The following is an 18,360-nucleotide window of genomic DNA, read 5'->3' as shown; positions in this document are numbered from 1 at the left end:
CGTCACGGAAAGATTACGCCGCGAACGATGATTCCGTCCACGAAGCCCGAGAACCCGTCGAAAACGGCGGATTCACCGACTGACGCCGCACGGAACCGACCGGTCGATCGGTTCCGTGCGGCGTCAGGGTGTCGAGCGAAGGTGTCGCTGCGTCAGGCGTAGCGACGTGCGCCGTCGAAGGGCATCGACGACAGCGGAGCGATCTTGACGGGCTGGCTCTCGGTGGACGCGTGGACGACGTTGCCGTTGCCCACGTACATGCCGGAGTGCGAGCCGCCGTAGAAGGACACGACGTCGCCGGGCTTCAGATCCGCCTGCGAGACGGGCACGCCGGCCGCGGCCTGGTCGTAGCTCGTGCGGGGAAGCTCGATACCGGCCTGCTGGTACGCCCACTTCATGAGACCGGAGCAGTCGAACGCACTGGGGCCTGCGGCTCCGTAGACGTACGGTGCGCCGACCTTGCTCTCGGCTGCCTGCACGGCGACCTGCGCGGCGCTGGACTGCGGTGCGGCCGGGCCGGGAAGCGCGGGGACCTGCGGCATGGGGGGAAGCTGGCTCAGGATCTGGTCCGGGACCTCGAAGGTGCCGATACCGGGGATCTCCACCGGTGCCGCGAAGGCGGGGGCGGCGGGGATGGCGACAGCGCCTGCGGTGAGCGCGCCGGCGACGAGAACGTTGCGGACCGGCCGCGAGGCAGTGCTGGGTTTGCGGTGTTTCGCCACGAAAAGATGTGCTCCGTTTCTTCCTGGTATCCGCCGACCGAGTTAGCTGACGGGTTCGGGCTGGGAAGATCAGCCCTACCCGACGAGCCGCTGGTGCGACTGCGACGGGATTCACCCCGGTGTAACGGTGGGTTCCCGGTACGACCACCCGGAAGAGGTGGCCGATTAGGCGGTGACCTTGCGGCGCAGTCCCTGGTGGCTCTGCTCGACTCCGCAATGTCTCGGAAAGATTACGAAACGGCATCCCCGATGTCGAGCCCAGCCGACTCGTGTCGCGAAACGATCACGGTCCGACTCACCCCGCGGCGTGCTCCGGCCCCGCAGCGGGTCGGTCGTGGCCGGTCTCCTGTGGTGAGGGAATTTCTCTGCCTACCAACCGCAACCGGGGCACCAACCCGCTTTCCGCCAGAACGGCCATCGCCTCCTGTTCGTCCTGCTCGAGACGCATTCTGCGCGTGGCGAAGTGGGTGTCACGCGGGCCGCCGGCCGACGCCGCGGGCATGCCCGGCACCCCCAGCAACACCGAGACGACACAGTCCGAACACGCGTCTCCGCGCACGGTGCACTCGCCGCAATCGACAATCATGTGATCTCCGTCTCATTGTGGTTCACGGTCTCTCGCCGTGATGTTCAGCCCGGATCACACCCGATCCGACGCTCGATCACGCCTCGGAAACGGACGCTAACGACGTGCACCGACACGGCGTGCTCGTCGTGGACGGACCGGGTTCCTGTCGGTGGGACCACCTACGGTGACGCACGTGACTGATGGGGCGACTGTGGTGTCGGGGCATGCACGCGGTGTGCAGCTCGCATTCGACGAACTGGACCAGTCGTTGCGCGACACGACCTTCGTGGTGGTGGACCTCGAGACCACCGGAGGCCGACCGGGCGAGGACGCGATCACCGAGATCGGCGCCGTCAAGGTTCGCGGCGGCCGGGTGATCGGTGAGATGGCGACACTCGTGGACCCGGGCCGGTCCATTCCTCCTGCCATCGTCGCGTTGACGGGCATCACCAGCGCGATGCTTCTCGACGCCCCTCGCATCGAGCGGGTCCTGCCCACCTTCGTCGAGTTCGCCCGCGGCAGCGTGCTGGTGGCACACAACGCCCGCTTCGACACCGCGTTCCTCCGCGCAGCGGCGACGCGGATGGATCTGGCCTGGCCGTCGTTCCGAGTGCTGTGCACCGTCACGCTCGCCCGTCGGGTGCTCACCCGGGACGAGGCGCCCTCGGTCAAGCTGTCCTCGCTCGCCACTCTCTTCCAGGTGTCCACCAAGCCCACCCACCGGGCTCTCGACGACGCACGGGCCACGGTCGACGTGCTGCACGGGCTGATCGAACGGGTGGGCAACCAGGGCGTCCACAGCTATGCGGAACTGGTCGACTACCTGCCGACGGTGTCCTCGGCGCACCGCGCCAAACGCACGCTCGCGGCGGGCCTTCCGCACGCCCCCGGTGTCTACCTCTTCCGCGGACCGTCCGACGAGGTGCTCTACGTCGGCACCTCACGGAACCTCCACCGCCGTGTACGGAACTACTTCACGGGATCCGAGACCCGCGGACGCATGAAGGAGATGGTCGCCCTCGCGACCCGGGTCGACCACGTCGAGTGCAGCCATGCCATCGAGGCCGGCGTGCGCGAACTGAGGCTCATCAGTGCGCACACGCCCCCGTACAACCGTCGATCGAAGTACCCCCGCAAGGGCTGGTGGCTGACCCTGACGAGCGAGGCGTTCCCGCGCATCTCCATCGTCCGGACACCGGCGCCCGGCGCGCTCGGACCGTTCTCCGTTCGCGGGGCGGCAGCCGAGGCCGCCGCTCTCGTCGCCGAGCACACCCGGTTGCGCTCCTGCACCCACCGCATCGCCGCCTCGGCGGTGCACGACTGTTCCACCGAGGCCGTCGGTGGATGCACGGCGGCGACGGCGAGCCCGCTCACTCCCGAGGAGTACGCCGACGCGCCCGTCGCCTTCCGCGCTCTCACCGAGGGTGCCGACGCAGCGGTGCTCGATGCCGTCGCCGCCCGGATCGACGCACTGTCCGAGGATCTGCTCTTCGAGTCCGCGGCCCGCCTGCGCGACCGCGCGGCCACCCTGTTGACGGCCCTGCGGTCGGTGCAGCGGCTGCAGGCACTCGCGGCCATCGAGCAGCTGATCGCCGCGCGCCGCGCCGACGACGGCGGGTGGGAGTTCGTCGTCGTCCGGCACGGACGTCTTGCCAGTGCTGGTCGTTCCCGCCGCGGCGTCGCGCCCATGCCCGTGGTGGAAGCACTCGTCGCCGGTGCGGAGACCGTCGTGCCGGACGCCACTCCCCTACGCGGTGCCACGCCGGAGGAGGTGGCGCTGATCGCGCGGTGGCTCGAGTCGGGTGGCGTCCGCATCGTCGACACCACGGACGGATGGTGCGAACCGGCGCACGGAGCGGGGCGATGGGCACAGTGGTGCGCCGCCGTGCGCGACGTCGGACGCCGCGAGAAGGAACGCACGATGGCCTGGGGATGACCGCACGGCCGAGAACTAGGCTGACCCGCAGTTCGCCCTCTCACGACAGTTCGGAAGGTTCACCATGATCACCGCCATCGTTCTGATCCACGCCGAGGTGCACTCCATTCCGGAGACCGCGCGTGCCGTCGCCGACGTACCAGGTGTGTCCGAGGTGTACTCGTGCGCCGGCGACGTCGACCTGATCGCCGTGGTCAAGGTGCGTACGCACGAGGAGATCGCCGAGGTGATCACCGAACGCGTCAACCGCGTCACCGGCGTGGTGCGGACAGACACGCACATCGCGTTCAAGTCCTACTCGAGCGCCGACGTCGACGCGGGCTTCTCCATCGGCGAGTGACTCAGGCCGACGTGAACGCCGCCCATCGCGTCAGCAGCGTCTGAGCGGCTCCCTCGTCCACCGCGGCGGCTGCCGTCGTCAACGCACCGGCCATCGCGTCCTCGAGCGAACCGTCGACGCCGCGGAACGCCGCGATGGCACCTGCTGCATTGAGCAGCACCGCGTCCCGCACGGGGCCTCGTTCGCCGCCGAACACCCGACGCGCCACGTCCGCGTTGTGTGCGGCGTCCCCGCCTCGGAGGGCGTCGAGGGACACCCGCTCGATACCGAGATCGCGTGGATCGAGCACCGCGTGGTCGACGACACCGTTCCGGACGACGCGCACCGACGTGGTCGTCGACGTCGTGATCTCGTCCAGCCCGTCGTCGCCGCGCACCACGAGGACGGAGTTGCCGCGCGCCGCGAACACGCCCGCGACGACGTCGATCAGATCGTCGAACGCGCATCCCACCAGACCGGCGCGCGGACTCGCAGGGTTCGTCAGCGGCCCGAGGACGTTGAAGGCCGTGGGGATGCCGATCTCCTTGCGAGGCGCCGCAGCGAAGCGCAGCGCCGGGTGGAACACGGGCGCGAAGCAGAACCCGATGCCCAGCTCGGCGACACTCGCCGCGACCCGCTCCGGCCCCTGGTCGATACGCACGCCCAGCGCTTCCAACACGTCGGCTCCGCCGCTCTTGGACGAGGCGGCCCGGTTGCCGTGCTTGACCACCCGGATTCCCGCGGCCGCCACGACCACTGACGCCATTGTCGAGATGTTCACCGTGTGGGACCGATCGCCGCCCGTACCGACGATGTCGACGACGTCGTCGTCCACGGGCACGCGCTTGGCGTGGCCGAGCATCGAGTCGGCCAGTCCGCGCAGTTCGTCCGACGTGGGGCCCTTCATCTTGAGGGCGACACCGAAGGCAGCGATCTGGGCCGCGGTGGCGTTGTCCGACATGATCTCGTCCATCGCCCACGCCGTGTCGGCACCCGTCAGGTCCTGGCGTGATGCCAGGGCCCCGAGGACCTGTGCCCATGTACGCGTGCCATCCCCAGCGCTCATGAGCGGGAAGCCTAGTGCTCCGGCGATGCGTCCTCGGCAGCCGGTTGGAGGGCGTCCCAGCCCAGTACCACCCCGTCGCGCCGTTGGGCCAACCCCGCCATCCGTGACCGTTCCTGCGAGCAGTGCAGCGCGTCGAGCACCTGCACCCGCTGCAGCACCAGGACGGTCGCGTCGGAGACACCGCCGGGCAGATGCCCGGGAGTCTGCGCCATGGGACCTGCGGTCGCCTCGCTGTATCCGTCCTGCGCCGCCACCGACACCGCGTCGGCGATCTGATCGGCGGGGAGGAGCAGGTGGTGGCGCAACACCACGTCGTCGTCCGCGGACCAGAGGGGATCCGTGTGCGCCGCGCGCTCGAGGGTCGTCGAGCACGCCTCCACGTCGTCGAAGCACGACGCGACCACGACGAGGTCGGTGCGAGTGGGGTCGATGGGCTCCGGAGCCGCCCGGCCGAACAGCCGCTGCCACCACCGTGTCCGCCCACGACCAGAGCCCGAAGTCATGTCACGACAGTGCCAGATGCCGCTGGAACCGGTCCCGGAGTCGCTCGGGAGGCATCGAGTCTGAAGCTCGGGTCGAGACTCCGGCGTGCGGGATACATCACGGGCGCGGGGGTCGACGGAACCCGGTCCGACGTGCACGGACGAGTACTATTGAACAGAAAGTCCAGGAAGACGGGCCGACCGGACCACGAGGAGGCATTCTGTGTCACGCGCGCGCGAACGATGCTCGACTCGCCAATACTGCCCCGGCTATGCCATCCGTACTACGACGAGTCATACTTCTCGATGTGACGAGCGCAGTAGGTACTTCGGGATCCGCCATCACCCAGCGTGTCCACTCGCTGAACCGACCGAACATGGTCAGCGTGGGCACCATCGTGTGGCTGTCCAGCGAGTTGATGTTCTTTGCCGGCCTCTTCGCGATGTACTTCGTCGCGCGGGCTCAGGCCGCTCCCGGCCAGTGGCCGCCGGAGCCGACCGAGCTCAACCTGACGCTGGCCGTCCCCGTGACCGCGGTGCTCATCGCATCGTCCTTCACCTGCCAGCTGGGCGTGTTCGCCGCCGAGCGTGGCGACGTGTTCGGACTGCGCCGCTGGTACACGATCACTCTGGCCATGGGCGCGTTCTTCGTCGCCGGCCAGGGCTACGAGTACTACCACCTCGTTCACGAGGGCACCTCGATCTCGAGCAGCGTCTACGGATCCGTCTTCTACATCACCACCGGCTTCCACGGCCTGCACGTGATCGGCGGTCTGATCGCCTTCGTCTTCCTGATCGCCCGCACCCTGGTCAGCAAGTTCACGCCGGCCCAGGCCACCGCCGCCATCGTCGTGTCGTACTACTGGCACTTCGTCGACATCGTCTGGATCGCGCTGTTCGCGACGATCTACTTCATCCGCTGACCGAGCAGGCGTCGAATACCCGATGACAGCCTCATCGGTCGCATCCGACAAGCCGTCCCGACACGACAAGGGATACAGATGAGTTCCTCTCCCCCCGCCACTCCCGACGACGACGGCACCGTCGTGTCCGCCGGTACGCCGGACGCCTCGGCGACCAAGGCGCGTCGCAAGCGTCGTACCCGTCGCCGGGTCAGTGGCGCCATGGCGCTGTTCATGGGTCTCGTCGGCGCGGGCTTCCTCGCCGCAGCCCTCACCCCCGACGCTCAGGTCGCCACCGCGCAGGAAGACAGCGCGGCCATGGTGCGCGAAGGCCAGCAGATCTACGACACGTCCTGCGTGACGTGCCACGGCGCCAACCTCCAGGGTGTCCAGGACCGCGGACCGTCCCTCATCGGAGTCGGCGAAGCAGCCGTCTACTTCCAGGTCTCCTCCGGTCGCATGCCGATGGCGCGCAACGAGGCCCAGGCCGAGCGGAAGCCCCCGAAGTACAACCAGTCGCAGGTCGACGCCCTCGGCGCCTACATCCAGGCCAACGGCGGCGGACCCACGGTGGTGCGCACCGACAACGGTGAGATCGCGCAGGAGTCGCTTCGCGGCGATGACATCGCTCGCGGCAGTGAACTCTTCCGCCTCAATTGCGCGTCCTGCCACAACTTCACCGGTCGCGGTGGCGCCCTGTCCTCGGGCAAGTTCGCGCCGATCCTCGACCCGGCCAACGAGCAGCAGATCTACCAGGCGATGGTCACCGGCCCGCAGAACATGCCCAAGTTCTCGGACCGCCAGCTCACGCCCGAAGAGAAGAAAGACATCATCGCGTACGTCAAGTCCTCCTCCGAGACGCAGCCTCCCGGTGGATACGGACTCGGCGGCTTCGGCCCCGGTACGGAAGCCATCGCCATCTGGGTGGTCGGCATCGGAGCGGTCGTCGCAGCAGCACTGTGGATCGGAGTGAGGTCATGAGCGACGACAACCGCAAGGACGACGGCGTGCCCGGCGATCCGAACAAGTTCCCCGAGGGCTTCGACCCGGACCGCAAGTACACGGACGAGGAACTGGCCGCCATGAGCCGCGACGAGCTCGTCGCACTCGGCACCAACCTCGATCACGTGGACGTGGCGTTCCGTCGCGCACGCTGGCCCGTCCCCGGAACCAAGGCCGAGAAGCGCGCCGAGCGCAGCGTCAGCCTCTGGTTCTTCCTCGCGGGTGTGTCGGCCGTGGCCTTCATCGCCATCTACCTGTTCTGGCCGTGGCAGTACGCCGGCATGGGCGAGGACAGCTATGGGCTGTACAGCCTGTACACACCGCTGATCGGTCTCACCATGGGTCTCGCGATCATCGGTGTCGGCGTCGGCGCCGTGCAGTTCACCAAGAAGTTCATTCCCGAAGAGGTGTCCATCCAGGACCGCCACGACGGTGGATCGAGCGAGGTGGACAAGAAGACGGTCGTCGCCGAACTCAGCGACTCCTTCGACACCTCCACGCTGGGTCGACGCAAGATGATCAAGCGCAGCCTCGTCTTCGGCGGCGGCGCGCTCGGCGTCATGTCGATCCTCCCGCTCGGCGGTCTGATCAAGAACCCTTGGGCCGAGGGCGACGAGTCCTCGCTCTGGGTCTCGGGTTGGACGCCGAACTACGAGGGCGAGACCGTCTACCTGCGTCGCTACACCGGACGCGTCGACGACATCGTTCTGGTCCGCCCGGAGGATCTCGACGCCGGCGCCATGGAGACCGTCTTCCCGTTCCGTGAGTCGGAGCGTGGAAACGAGGAGGAGCTCTCGCACGCACTGAAGGGCATCCGCAACGCGGTCATGCTCATCCGTCTGCGCACCGAGGACGCCGACCGCACCATCAAGCGGAAGGGCCAGGAGAGCTTCAACTACGGCGACTACTTCGCCTACTCGAAGATCTGCACCCACCTCGGGTGCCCCACATCGTTGTACGAGCAGCAGACCAACCGGATCCTGTGCCCGTGCCACCAGTCGCAATTCGACGCGTTGGAGTACGCCAAGCCGATCTTCGGACCGGCCGCCCGCGCTCTTCCGCAGCTGCCCATCACGGTCAACGACGAGGGCTACCTCGTCGCCGCGGGCGATTTCATCGAGCCGCTCGGACCCGCCTACTGGGAACGTCCGGCCGGAGTACACGAGCAGGAGAGCGCTTCTGCTGCGTCGTCATCGGAAGGTTCACGATGAGTCCATCCATCGCCACGCTCGCTGCGAAGCAAGCCGAGGACGTCGACTCCCGCTATCACCTCTCAGCGGGTATGCGTCGTCAGATCAACAAGGTCTTCCCCACCCACTGGTCGTTCCTGCTGGGTGAGATCGCGCTGTACAGCTTCGTCATCCTGCTGCTGTCCGGTACGTACCTGACCCTCTTCTACGACCCCTCCATGACGGAGACCACCTACCAGGGCGCCTACGCTCCCTTGCGCGGTGTCGAGATGACCAAGGCGTACGCCACCACGCTGGACCTGTCCTTCGAGGTGCGCGGCGGTCTGTTCATCCGCCAGATCCACCACTGGGCAGCTCTGCTGTTCGCCTGCTCGATCATCGTGCACATGATGCGCATCTTCTTCACCGGTGCGTTCCGTCGCCCGCGTGAGGCGAACTGGGTCATCGGCTCGCTGCTGCTCATCCTGGCGATGTTCGAGGGCTTCTTCGGCTACTCGCTCCCCGACGACCTGCTGTCCGGTACCGGCCTGCGCGCCGCCTTCTCGGGCATCACGATCTCCATCCCGGTCATCGGAACGTGGATGCACTGGCTGATCTTCAACGGTGACTTCCCCGGCACGCTGATCATCCCGCGCCTGTACGTCGCGCACGTGCTGCTCCTGCCCGCCATCATCCTGGCGCTCATCGCAGCTCACCTCGCGCTCGTCTGGTACCAGAAGCACACGCAGTTCCCCGGCCCCGGCCGCACCGAGACCAACGTGGTGGGTGTCCGCATCCTCCCGGTCTTCGCGGTCAAGTCCGGCGCCTTCTTCGCCATGACCTTCGGTGTCCTCGCGGTCATGGGTGGAGTACTGCAGATCAACCCGGTGTGGGCCCTGGGCCCGTACAACCCGTCGCAGGTCTCCGCCGGCTCACAGCCCGACTTCTACATGATGTGGACGGACGGCCTGGCTCGACTGTGGCCCGCGTGGGAGCTCTACATCGGCAACTACATGATCCCGGCCGTCTTCTGGGTCGCCGTCATCATGGGTGCGGTGTTCGCGATCATGATCGCGTACCCCTGGATCGAGAAGCGCTTCACCAAGGACGACGCTCACCACAACCTGCTGCAGCGTCCCCGCGACGTTCCGGTGCGTACCGCGGTCGGCGCCATGGCGATCGCCTTCTACGTGGTCCTGACGCTCAGCTGCGTCAACGACATCATCGCGTACAAGTTCTCGATCTCCCTGAACGCGATGACCTGGATCGGCCGCATCGGCCTCGTGGTCCTGCCTCCGATCGTCTACCTGCTGACCTACCGCTTCTGCATCGGTCTCCAGCGCAGCGATCGCCAGGTGCTCGAGCACGGCATCGAGACGGGTGTCATCAAGCGTCTGCCCCACGGCGCCTACGTCGAGATCCACCAGCCCCTCGGCCCGGTCGACGATCACGGCCACCCGATCCCGCTCGAGTACCAGGGTGCTGCGATCCCGAAGAAGATGAACAAGCTCGGTTCCGCCGGCAAGCCCGGCTCGGGCAGCATCTTCACTCCGGACTCGGACGAGGAGCACCGGCTGCACGAGCGTCTGTCGCACGAGGGTGAGCACGATCAGCTCACCATGCTCCGCACCTACCAGGCGAAGATCCTGTCGCAGGGCAACGGGCACTCGAACGGCAACGGCTCGTCCAACGGCCACTCGAACGGCAACGGCTCGTCCAACGGCAACGGTCACGGACCGGAGTCCAACGGGCACTGAGCGACCCGCTGAACGGTAGAAGAGGCGCCACCCACTCGGGTGGCGCCTCTTCTCGTCTGTCCCCTCCCCCACCGCTCGTGCCCGCACCCGTCGTCGCTCGGCGAGGCGGGGTGTCAGCGCAGTCCGAGATCCGCGCCGGCGGATCGGGATGCCACCCACCCCTCTTGTGTGCAGTGATCCGCGCCCACCGCGGATCACTGCACACGAATACCCCGCCCCAGCAGATCCGGTGCACTGGACCGTGTGGAGCGCGGGCTACTGCACTGAATCCCACCGCCCCGCCGAGGCGAGGAACGGCAACAGCGCGTCGACGAGGTGGTGCGGGGCCTCCTCGGCCATGTGGTGTCCCCAATCGATGCCGTGCCCGACGACGCCCGGCGCCCATGCACGCCAGATGGTCAACGGGTCGCCGTACAACTCCTCGAGGTCGTCCCGTGTGGACCACAGCACCTGCACCGGCACGGCCAACGTCCTCCCCTGCGCTCGGTCGGCGCGTTTGTGGTCGGCGTCGACAGTGAGTCCCGCTCGGTAGTCCTCGAGCATCGCGCGTACGACATCGGGATCGTGGATCGCCGTCAGCCACTCACGGTGGTTCTCCACTCCCATGAGGGCCGGATCGCCGCGGTACCACGAAGAGGGATCGGCAGTGATGGCGCGCTCGGGGAGGTCGGGCTGGGCGTAGAAGAACCAGTGCCACCATCGGGTCGCGAATCGACTGTCCGCCCAGTCGAGGTGCTCGCTGATGGGGATGCAGTCGAGCAGGGACAGCGCGGTCACGAGGCCCGAGTGGTCCAGGGCCAGGCGCAGGGCCACGTAACTTCCACGGTCGTGACCGACCACGGCGAAGCGTCGGTGCCCGAGTGCGGCCATCACCTGCACCATGTCCGAGGCCATCGCCCGCTTCGAGTGTGCGGAGTGGTCGGGTGTCGGCGCCGGGCCCTGCGAGCGGCCGTACCCGCGCAAGCCCGGGCAGACGACCGTATGTCCTGCGTCGACCAGCAGTGGGGCGACACGGTGCCACGTCGCCGACGTACGCGGGTGCCCGTGCAGCAACAGCACCGGGAGATCGCCCGCGCCCCAGTGCCGGGTGAGGATCGACGCGGCCTCGACCTCGATCATCGATTCGTCAGTTCCCGCACCCTTCCTTGCGTCACGCATGCGTGTTGCTCGGCAAGGCGATGTGCGACGGCGCAGCGTGGGTGCGGGAACACGGGAGGTGCGAGAAGCCCATCAGAAGGGGCGCTATCCCACCCCACCGACGCCGAACGCCCCCGACCACAGGCCGGGGGCGTTCAAGGTGGAGCTGTGTCAGTGCTTCTCGGGTCCCACGTGGTACTCGAAGACCAGTCCGGCTGCGGCGGCGATGATGGCGAGGGCGCCGACCGCGAGCATCCAGGGCTCGTAGAACGCGAACGCCAGGGCCATGAAGGCGGCGCATCCGGCGAGGATGATGGGCCAGAAGCTACCGGGGCTGAAGAAGCCCAGGTCGCCTGAACCGTCGGCGATCTCCGCGTCGTCGTAGTCCTCGGGACGGGTGTCCAGTCGACGAGCGACGAACCGGAAGTACGTTCCGACGATCAGCGTCAGGCCCGCCGAGAGGGCGATGGCGGTGAGGCCGGCCCACTCGATGCCGGTCCGCGAGAAGCCGGTGAACACGCCGTAGAGGATTCCGACGAGGATGAAGAACCCGGTCAGGATCTCGAAGAGTTTCGCTTCGATCTTCATGGGATGTCAGTTTCCTTCTGCCACGGTCGCAGCCTTGACGGTGCGGTCGGTGTTGAACGGCGAGGTGGAGGTCGCGCGAGGCTCTTCGCCGATGGACTCCAGCGCCTGAGCGTTGGTCTGGCCGTCGCGACGCGCCGCCATGTAGTTCTCGAAGGCCTCGGGGCTGACCGCGCGAACCTCGAAGTTCATCATCGCGTGGTACGTGCCGCACATCTCGGCGCAGCGCCCGACGAAGGCACCCTCACGCTCGATCTCGCTGATCTGGAACACGTTGTCGGAGTTGTTCTCGTCCGGGTTCGGCATGACGTCGCGCTTGAACAGGAACTCGGGAACCCAGAACGAGTGGATGACGTCGGAGGACGCGATCTCGAACTCGATGCGCTTGCCGGTGGGGAGCACGAGGATCGGGACCTCGGAGCTGGAGCCGACGGTCTCGACCTCGTTGTAGTGCAGGTACGACTGGTCGGACTTCTCGCGGCCGAACAGCGGGCCCGGCTCCTCACCCTCGGGGGTGCCGGCCTCCTCTGCTGCCTGCTCGCGCTCCTGGTCGGTGCCGTCGTACAGCGGCTGCCCGTCCTTGAGGTCGACGGTGCGGTAGCCGAACTTCCAGTTCCACTGGAACGCGGTGACGTCGACGACCACGTCGGGGTTGTCCTGCTTCTCCTGGACGTAGTTCTGCACGACGACCGTGAAGTAGAAGAGGACGGCGATGATGACGAACGGCACGGCCGTGTAGAACAGCTCTAGCGGGACGTTGTACGCGGTCTGGCGCGGGAACTCCGGCGAGTCCTTCTTCTTGCGGTGGAATGCCACCGTCCAGAAGGTCAGGCCCCACACGATGACGCCCATGATGAGCGCCGCGATGACGGACCACGTCCACAGCTCGCGCATCCGCTCGGCCTGCGGCGTGACGCCCGACGGCCATCCGAATCGAAGTACGGAATTGTCGATGCCGCAGCCCGACAGCACCACGGCGGCCACTGCAAGAGAGGCCACCAATCCGACTCGTCGTGTCGTCCGACGACCGGATCCACCACCACGCTGCGCCACGATCACGCCTTCCTGATTGCCAGATGGAGAGTACGAGAACCGTCCGGACGAGCCACCGAAGTCGCTCACACGCACGAGGTACTCGTGTACTACGCAGCGTAGACCAAAGCGGGCTCGGTTCTCGTGTCGGGTCGGGTGCGAGTTGGGTGGCGACACCGGGCCCGGCCGGTCACTTCGGCGTTCCCGCCGCACTGCGGCATACTCGGACCGATGCGCGTCGGGCCGTCGAGGTCCCGGCGACGCCTGTGACCAGGCCCGCTACCGGGCCGACACCCGAACGAAACGAGGCGTACCGACCGTGTGTGGACTGCTGGGACTGCTGACGTCGAACGCATCCGCGGAAGATGTCGTCGATGCCGTCGGCCACGCGTCGCACTGCATGCGACACCGCGGGCCGGACGAGCCGGGAACGTGGCACGACGACGATCTGGCGCTGGGCTTCAACCGGCTCTCGATCATCGACATCGAGCACTCGCACCAGCCGCTCCGCTGGGGTCCCGCGGAGAGTCCGGAGCGCTACGCGCTGGTGTTCAACGGCGAGATCTACAACTACCTCGAACTGCGCGAGACGTTGGCACGCGAGCACGGCGCGACGTTCGCCACCGAGGGTGACGGCGAGGCCATTCTCGCCGCGTTCCACTTCTGGGGCGACGACGCCGTTCGACGCCTGCGGGGCATGTTCGCCTTCGCGCTGTGGGACACCGAGAAGCGGGAACTGTTCCTCGCGCGTGACCCGTTCGGCATCAAGCCGCTGTTCTACTCGACGGGCGCCGCGGGCACCGCGTTCGCGAGCGAGAAGAAGAGCATTCTCGAACTCCTCGAGTCGTTGGGCGTGTCCGACGAGCTCGACCCCCGCGCCCTGGAGCACTACACGGTGCTGCAGTACGTGCCGGAACCCGAGACGCTCCACGCGGGCATCCGTCGCCTGGAGTCCGGCTGCACCGCTCGCCTGACTCCCGGCTCCGAGCCGACCGTCACCCGCTACTTCCGGCCGACGTTCCCGGTGCGTCCCGTCCCGTCGGGCACCGAGGCGGCGCGCTACCGCGAGATCGCCGAGGCGCTCGAGGACTCCGTCGCCAAGCACATGCGTGCCGACGTCACCGTGGGCTCGTTCCTGTCCGGCGGCATCGACTCCACGGCGATCGCCGCGCTCGCCATGCGGCACAACCCGGATCTGGTCACCTTCACCACCGGTTTCGAGCGTGAGGGCTACTCCGAGGTGGACGTCGCGGCCGAGTCGGCCGCCGCGATCGGCGCCAAGCACGTCATCAAGGTCGTCGGGCCCGAGGAGTTCGCCGCGGCGATCCCCGAGATCGTCTGGTATCTCGACGATCCGGTGGCGGACCCGGCGCTGGTGCCGCTCTACTTCGTCGCCAAGGAAGCACGGAAGCACGTCAAGGTGGTGCTGTCGGGCGAGGGTGCGGACGAGTTGTTCGGCGGCTACACCATCTACCGGGAGCCGTTGTCGCTCGCACCGTTCGAGAAGCTGCCACCCTCCCTGCGACGCGCCGCCGGTCGACTGAGTGAGCGCATCCCGGAGGGCACCCGCGGCAAGAGTCTCCTGCACCGCGGGTCGATGAGCCTGGAGGAGCGCTACTACGGCAATGCGCGCAGCTTCAACGATGCGCAGTTGCGGTCGGTGTTGCGCGAGTTCCGGCCCGAGTGGACCCATCAGGACGTGACGGCGCCGATCTACGCGCAGTCCGCCGGCTGGGACCCGGTGGCGCGGATGCAGCATCTGGACCTGTTCACGTGGCTGCGCGGCGACATCCTGGTGAAGGCCGACAAGATCACGATGGCCAACTCGTTGGAGTTGCGCGTGCCGTTCCTCGACAACGAGGTGTTCCGGGTGGCGGAGCAGTTGCCGCTGGAGCAGAAGATCACGAAGTCGACGACGAAGTACGCGCTACGCAAGGCACTCGACGGCATCGTGCCCGATCATGTGCTCAACCGCGCGAAGCTGGGTTTCCCTGTGCCGCTTCGGCATTGGCTGCGTGGCACCGAGCTCTTCGACTGGGCGCACCAGCAGATCGCCGATTCCCAGACCGATCACCTGCTCGACAAGGCCGCGATCACCCGCATGCTGAACGACCACCGCGAGGGACGCAGCGATCACAGCCGCCGGTTGTGGACCGTGCTCATCTTCATGGTGTGGCACGGCATCTTCGTCGAGAAGCGCATCGTGCCGGCCATCGCCGAACCCACGTACCCGGTTCGGCTCTAGCCGGCAGACGCGAACTACTGCGGGAGGATCGCGGCGATCTCGGCCGCGGCCTCGTCGCCGTACGCGTCGGTGAGGCGCTTGATCGCGTCGTCACGGACGAGCGTCCATTCCTGGGTGCCGGTGGTCTCGAGCACGAGCACCGCGATGAACGATCCGAGCTGGGCGGCGCGCTCGAGGCCCAGCCCGTTGGCGCGGCCGACGAGGAAGCCGGCGCGGAACGCGTCACCGACACCGGTGGGGTCGACCTTGCTGGTCTCCGGGACCACGGAGACGCGAATGTCCGTGCCGTCGGCGCCGACGATCTCGACGCCGTTCTTGCCGAGCGTGGTCACGCGCAGGCCGACGGTGTCGCGGATCTGGCGTTCGGTCAGCCCGGTCTTCTGACGGAGGAGGCCCCACTCGTACTCGTTGGTGAACAGGTACTCGGCACCCTGGATGAGCTCGGTGGCCTGCGTTCCGTCGAGGCGTGCGAGCTGCTGCGACGGATCCGCGGCGAAGGGGATGCCCAGTTCGCGGCACTCCGCCGTGTGGCGCATCATCGCGGCCGGGTCGTTGGCGCCGACCAGGACGAGTTCCAGGTCGCGACCCTCGGCCACGGTGTGGACGGAGATGTCGCCGGCCTCGGTCATCGCGCCGGGGTAGAACGAGGCGATCTGTGCCATGTCCTCGTCGGTGGTGCAGACGAAACGCGCGGTGTGAGCCGTCTCGGAGAGGGTGACGGCGGAGCAGTCGACGCCGTTGTCCTCGAGCCACGTCTGATACTCGGCGAAGTCGGGACCGACCGAGCCGACGAGCAGCGGTGCGCCGCCCAGAACACCCATGGTGTAGGCGATGTTGCCGCCCACCCCGCCCTTGCGGATGACGAGGTCGTCGACGAGGAAGCTCAGCGAGACGTGTGCCAGCTGATCGGCGAGGAACTGGTCGGCGAACCGACCGGGAAACCGCATCAGATGGTCGGTAGCAATGGAGCCGGACACCGCAATGGTCACGTCCGAGGGCCTTTCGCAGCAGGTGGAGGAGAACTGCTGTGAACCTTACCCGGGTGACGAGTGGGTGAACCCCATCAGACGGACGCCCCGGGACGAAGCACCCCGGACACACGTCGTCCCCGGCACCCACGCGGGGTGCCGGGGACGGCGGGAGACTACTCGGGACTCAGTTGAAGGAGTCACCGCACGCGCACGAACCCGTGGCGTTGGGGTTATCGATCGTGAAGCCCTGCTTCTCGATGGTGTCGACGAAGTCGATCGATGCGCCCTCGACGTACGGCGCGCTCATCCGGTCCACGGCGAGCGTGACGCCGCCGAAGTCCTTGACCAGGTCGCCGTCGAGCGAGCGGTCGTCGAAGAACAGCTGGTAGCGCAGCCCTGCGCACCCGCCGGGCTGAACCGCGATGCGCAGCGCCAGGTCGTCGCGGCCTTCCTGATCCAGCAGTGCCTTGGCCTTGGACGAGGCCGCTTCGGTCATCAGGACGGCGTGCGTCTCGGTGTCGGTGGTGGTCACGTCACTGGTGGCGACGTCGTTCTGCACAGTCATGGGTTCTCCCTATCGTTCGTGCCCTCTCGGCGACAACGCCGGCGAACACAGTCAACGGTACTCCCGACCCCGCTATTCCACACGATCGCCGGGGTTGTCACGCCCACGAGCCGGTGCGGGCGACGTCCGCGGCGAGGCCGGTCAGCTGGGCACGCGCGTCCGACATGGCGAGGTCGACCGATCCGGCGAAATCGGTCACCGAGTGCGCCGACTCGATGCCCGCCGCGCGCATGTCGTCCTCGCCCAGACGCACCTGACCGGCGAGGACCACCGTGCGCACACCGTGCTCGCGAGCCGACCCCGCGAGAGCGGTCACCACCTTTCCGCGCAACGACTGCGAGTCGAACTTCCCCTCGCCCGTCAGCACCACGTCGACCGTCGGCATCACCTCGTGGCGACGGGTGCGCTCGGCCACCAGATCGGCCCCGGACGTGCGGGTCGCTCCCAGCGCGAGCAACGCGGCGCCCAGGCCGCCGGCCGCACCCGCCCCCGGCAGGTCCGCCACCGCGCGCTCGGCGACGCGATCGAGCTCGACGCACCAGTCGGCGTTCCGCTCCTCCAGGACGCGCACGGTGTCCGCGTCCGCACCCTTCTGCGGTCCGAACACCGCGGCCGCACCGGCCGGACCCAGCAACGGATTGTCGACGTCCGTGGCCGCGACGAGGTCGACGTCCGCGAGAGCCGCGACCGCCGCGTCGGGTCCCCCGAGAGCCTCGATCATGCCCGCGCCGCCGTCGGTCGAGCTGCTGCCACCGAGACCGACCACCACGGTGGTCGCACCACGGGTCAGCGCCTCCGCGACGATCTGCCCCACTCCCCTGCTGGACGCCGCGACGGCCGACTCCGGATCCGGCGAACGACCGAGAAGTCCGAGACCGACGGTCTGCGCGACCTCCACGTAGGCGGTCGCGCCGTCGAGCAACCAGCGCGCGGTCACGACGTCGCCGAGGGGTCCGGACACGGTCGACTCGATCACCTCGCCGCCGTCGGCCGCGAGTGCGTCGACGAACCCGGGTCCGCCGTCGGACTGGGGCGCGAGGATCAGCTCGTCGTCGCGCGCGCTCGACCACCCCGCCGCGATGGCGTCGGCTGCTTCGGCCGCGGTCAGGGTGTCTCCGAAGGAATCGGGGGCGATGAGAACGCGCATCGGAACACTCTAACGAGGAGCGTCGGTCGTGAGAGCCCACGACTGCGGTGTTCGCGTGGTGGTGAACGTCGAATAACCTGTGGGGGTGAAGCTGCCCTTCGGTAAGTCGAGTGAGAAGTCCGACACCCAGACCCCCGTCGACCACGAGTCGACGAGCCTGGACGAGAGCACGGCGCAGACCCGCGGCAACGTCAGCCTCGGCAAGGGCCGTCCGACGCCCTCCCGGCGTGAGGCCGAGGGCCGCCGCCGTGGCCCGGTCGCACCGGCACCGCTGACGGCCAAGGAGGCCCGGGCGCGACGCAAGGCGACGCGGGGCAGCAAGGACGAGCGCAAGGCCGCCTCGGCCGAGCGTCGCGCGAAGGCCGCGGACCAGCGTGCCCGCATGATGGCCGGCGAGGACAAGTTCCTCCTCCCCCGCGACAAGGGCCCCGTTCGCGCCTACGCGCGTGACCTGGTCGACTCGCGTCGCAACTTCGTCGGGCTCTTCATGCCGATGGCCCTGATCCTTCTCGTGGCACTGTTCCTGAGCCCCGAGGTGCAGTCGATCGTCACGCTCGCGCTGTTCATCATGATGATCTTCATGGGTATCGACGGCTATCTGCTCGGCCGCCGCGTCAACAACAAGGTGCGGGACCGTTTCCCCGAGACTCCGGACGGCGGCTTCAAGCTCGGCTGGTACTCGTTCGTCCGCGCGTCGCAGGTCCGCAAGATGCGTGCCCCCAAGCCTCGCGTCGGCCCCGGCGACGCGGTCTGAG

At 67.9% G+C, this 18,360-nt stretch carries 18 protein-coding genes and 1 riboswitch; of the genes, 8 read left to right on the top strand and 10 right to left on the bottom strand.

Features of this window, described 5'->3' with window-relative positions; all coding sequences use genetic code 11:
- Positions 1–152: 152 nt before the first annotated feature.
- Together QE397_RS06445 and QE397_RS06440 are read right to left on the bottom strand one after the other, a co-directional pair.
- Positions 153–722: a C40 family peptidase gene (locus tag QE397_RS06445; protein WP_027505820.1), complete on the bottom strand. Its 570-nt coding sequence runs from the start codon at positions 720–722 to the stop codon at positions 153–155.
- Between the two features lie 15 nt (positions 723–737).
- Positions 738–904: riboswitch (cyclic di-AMP (ydaO/yuaA leader) on the bottom strand.
- Between the two features lie 113 nt (positions 905–1,017).
- On the bottom strand, positions 1,018–1,308 hold the full coding sequence (locus tag QE397_RS06440) for a hypothetical protein (protein WP_307092415.1): 291 nt from the start codon (positions 1,306–1,308) through the stop codon (positions 1,018–1,020).
- A gap of 175 nt (positions 1,309–1,483) precedes the next feature.
- Here QE397_RS06440 and QE397_RS06435 point away from each other — a divergent pair, with 175 nt between their 5' ends.
- Together QE397_RS06435 and QE397_RS06430 are read left to right on the top strand one after the other, a co-directional pair.
- The gene (locus QE397_RS06435) at positions 1,484–3,226 is read left to right on the top strand and encodes a DEDD exonuclease domain-containing protein (protein WP_307092412.1); all 1,743 of its coding nucleotides are present in this window, start codon (positions 1,484–1,486) and stop codon (positions 3,224–3,226) included.
- Between the two features lie 64 nt (positions 3,227–3,290).
- Positions 3,291–3,566 carry an Lrp/AsnC family transcriptional regulator gene (locus QE397_RS06430; RefSeq protein ID WP_027505818.1) on the top strand — a complete coding sequence of 92 codons (276 nt, stop codon included), beginning with the start codon at positions 3,291–3,293 and terminating at the stop codon, positions 3,564–3,566.
- A 1-nt stretch (position 3,567) separates the two neighbouring features.
- On the opposite strand, the gene trpD is transcribed toward QE397_RS06430, so the two are convergent.
- On the bottom strand, positions 3,568–4,611 hold the full coding sequence (trpD, locus tag QE397_RS06425) for an anthranilate phosphoribosyltransferase (RefSeq protein WP_307092409.1): 1,044 nt from the start codon (positions 4,609–4,611) through the stop codon (positions 3,568–3,570).
- 11 nt (positions 4,612–4,622) lie between these two features.
- Positions 4,623–5,114 carry a hypothetical protein gene (locus tag QE397_RS06420; RefSeq protein ID WP_307092406.1) on the bottom strand — a complete coding sequence of 164 codons (492 nt, stop codon included), beginning with the start codon at positions 5,112–5,114 and terminating at the stop codon, positions 4,623–4,625.
- A gap of 287 nt (positions 5,115–5,401) precedes the next feature.
- Here QE397_RS06420 and QE397_RS06415 point away from each other — a divergent pair, with 287 nt between their 5' ends.
- The 4 genes from QE397_RS06415 (at position 5,402) to QE397_RS06400 (ending at position 9,923) form a co-directional block, all read left to right on the top strand.
- Positions 5,402–6,016 (top strand): heme-copper oxidase subunit III, encoded by a 615-nt coding sequence (locus QE397_RS06415; RefSeq protein WP_027505815.1) that lies wholly within the window; start codon positions 5,402–5,404, stop codon positions 6,014–6,016.
- A gap of 78 nt (positions 6,017–6,094) precedes the next feature.
- Positions 6,095–6,976 carry a c-type cytochrome gene (locus tag QE397_RS06410; RefSeq protein WP_027505814.1) on the top strand — a complete coding sequence of 294 codons (882 nt, stop codon included), beginning with the start codon at positions 6,095–6,097 and terminating at the stop codon, positions 6,974–6,976.
- Positions 6,973–8,208: a ubiquinol-cytochrome c reductase iron-sulfur subunit gene (locus QE397_RS06405; protein ID WP_081821261.1), complete on the top strand. Its 1,236-nt coding sequence runs from the start codon at positions 6,973–6,975 to the stop codon at positions 8,206–8,208. Before QE397_RS06410 ends, QE397_RS06405 begins: the two co-directional genes overlap by 4 nt.
- Positions 8,205–9,923: a cytochrome bc complex cytochrome b subunit gene (locus QE397_RS06400; RefSeq protein ID WP_222647740.1), complete on the top strand. Its 1,719-nt coding sequence runs from the start codon at positions 8,205–8,207 to the stop codon at positions 9,921–9,923. The genes QE397_RS06405 and QE397_RS06400 overlap by 4 nt, the downstream gene beginning before the upstream one ends.
- A 255-nt stretch (positions 9,924–10,178) precedes the next feature.
- Here the strand turns inward: QE397_RS06400 and QE397_RS06395 are convergent, their stop codons facing one another.
- The 3 genes from QE397_RS06395 to QE397_RS06385 form a co-directional block, all read right to left on the bottom strand.
- Complete coding sequence (locus tag QE397_RS06395) at positions 10,179–11,081, bottom strand: alpha/beta fold hydrolase (protein WP_307092401.1); 903 nt, start codon at positions 11,079–11,081, stop codon at positions 10,179–10,181.
- A 150-nt stretch (positions 11,082–11,231) separates the two neighbouring features.
- Positions 11,232–11,648: a cytochrome c oxidase subunit 4 gene (locus QE397_RS06390; RefSeq protein WP_027505813.1), complete on the bottom strand. Its 417-nt coding sequence runs from the start codon at positions 11,646–11,648 to the stop codon at positions 11,232–11,234.
- Between the two features lie 6 nt (positions 11,649–11,654).
- On the bottom strand, positions 11,655–12,701 hold the full coding sequence (locus QE397_RS06385; RefSeq protein WP_371831725.1) for a cytochrome c oxidase subunit II: 1,047 nt from the start codon (positions 12,699–12,701) through the stop codon (positions 11,655–11,657).
- A gap of 295 nt (positions 12,702–12,996) precedes the next feature.
- On the opposite strand from QE397_RS06385, the gene asnB reads away from it, so the two are divergent.
- The gene (gene asnB, locus QE397_RS06380; protein WP_027505811.1) at positions 12,997–14,922 is read left to right on the top strand and encodes an asparagine synthase (glutamine-hydrolyzing); all 1,926 of its coding nucleotides are present in this window, start codon (positions 12,997–12,999) and stop codon (positions 14,920–14,922) included.
- 14 nt (positions 14,923–14,936) lie between these two features.
- Here asnB and QE397_RS06375 read toward each other — a convergent pair whose 3' ends face one another.
- The 3 genes from QE397_RS06375 to QE397_RS06365 form a co-directional block, all read right to left on the bottom strand.
- Entirely contained in the window at positions 14,937–15,911 is a 975-nt protein-coding gene (locus QE397_RS06375; RefSeq protein ID WP_307092398.1) for a carbohydrate kinase family protein, read from the bottom strand.
- A 166-nt stretch (positions 15,912–16,077) separates the two neighbouring features.
- Positions 16,078–16,458 carry an iron-sulfur cluster assembly accessory protein gene (locus tag QE397_RS06370; protein WP_027505809.1) on the bottom strand — a complete coding sequence of 127 codons (381 nt, stop codon included), beginning with the start codon at positions 16,456–16,458 and terminating at the stop codon, positions 16,078–16,080.
- 97 nt (positions 16,459–16,555) lie between these two features.
- Positions 16,556–17,605, bottom strand: coding sequence for a glycerate kinase (locus tag QE397_RS06365; RefSeq protein ID WP_222638381.1), 1,050 nt, complete (start codon positions 17,603–17,605; stop codon positions 16,556–16,558).
- A gap of 85 nt (positions 17,606–17,690) precedes the next feature.
- On the opposite strand from QE397_RS06365, the gene QE397_RS06360 reads away from it, so the two are divergent.
- Positions 17,691–18,359 carry a DUF3043 domain-containing protein gene (locus QE397_RS06360; RefSeq protein ID WP_027505807.1) on the top strand — a complete coding sequence of 223 codons (669 nt, stop codon included), beginning with the start codon at positions 17,691–17,693 and terminating at the stop codon, positions 18,357–18,359.
- The last annotated feature ends 1 nt before the right edge of the window (position 18,360 follow it).

This window comes from Rhodococcus sp. SORGH_AS_0301, assembly GCF_030818285.1.
Classification (GTDB): domain Bacteria; phylum Actinomycetota; class Actinomycetes; order Mycobacteriales; family Mycobacteriaceae; genus Rhodococcoides.
Note: the sequence above shows the minus strand (reverse complement) of the source record. Positions and strands in the feature narration are given on the sequence as shown.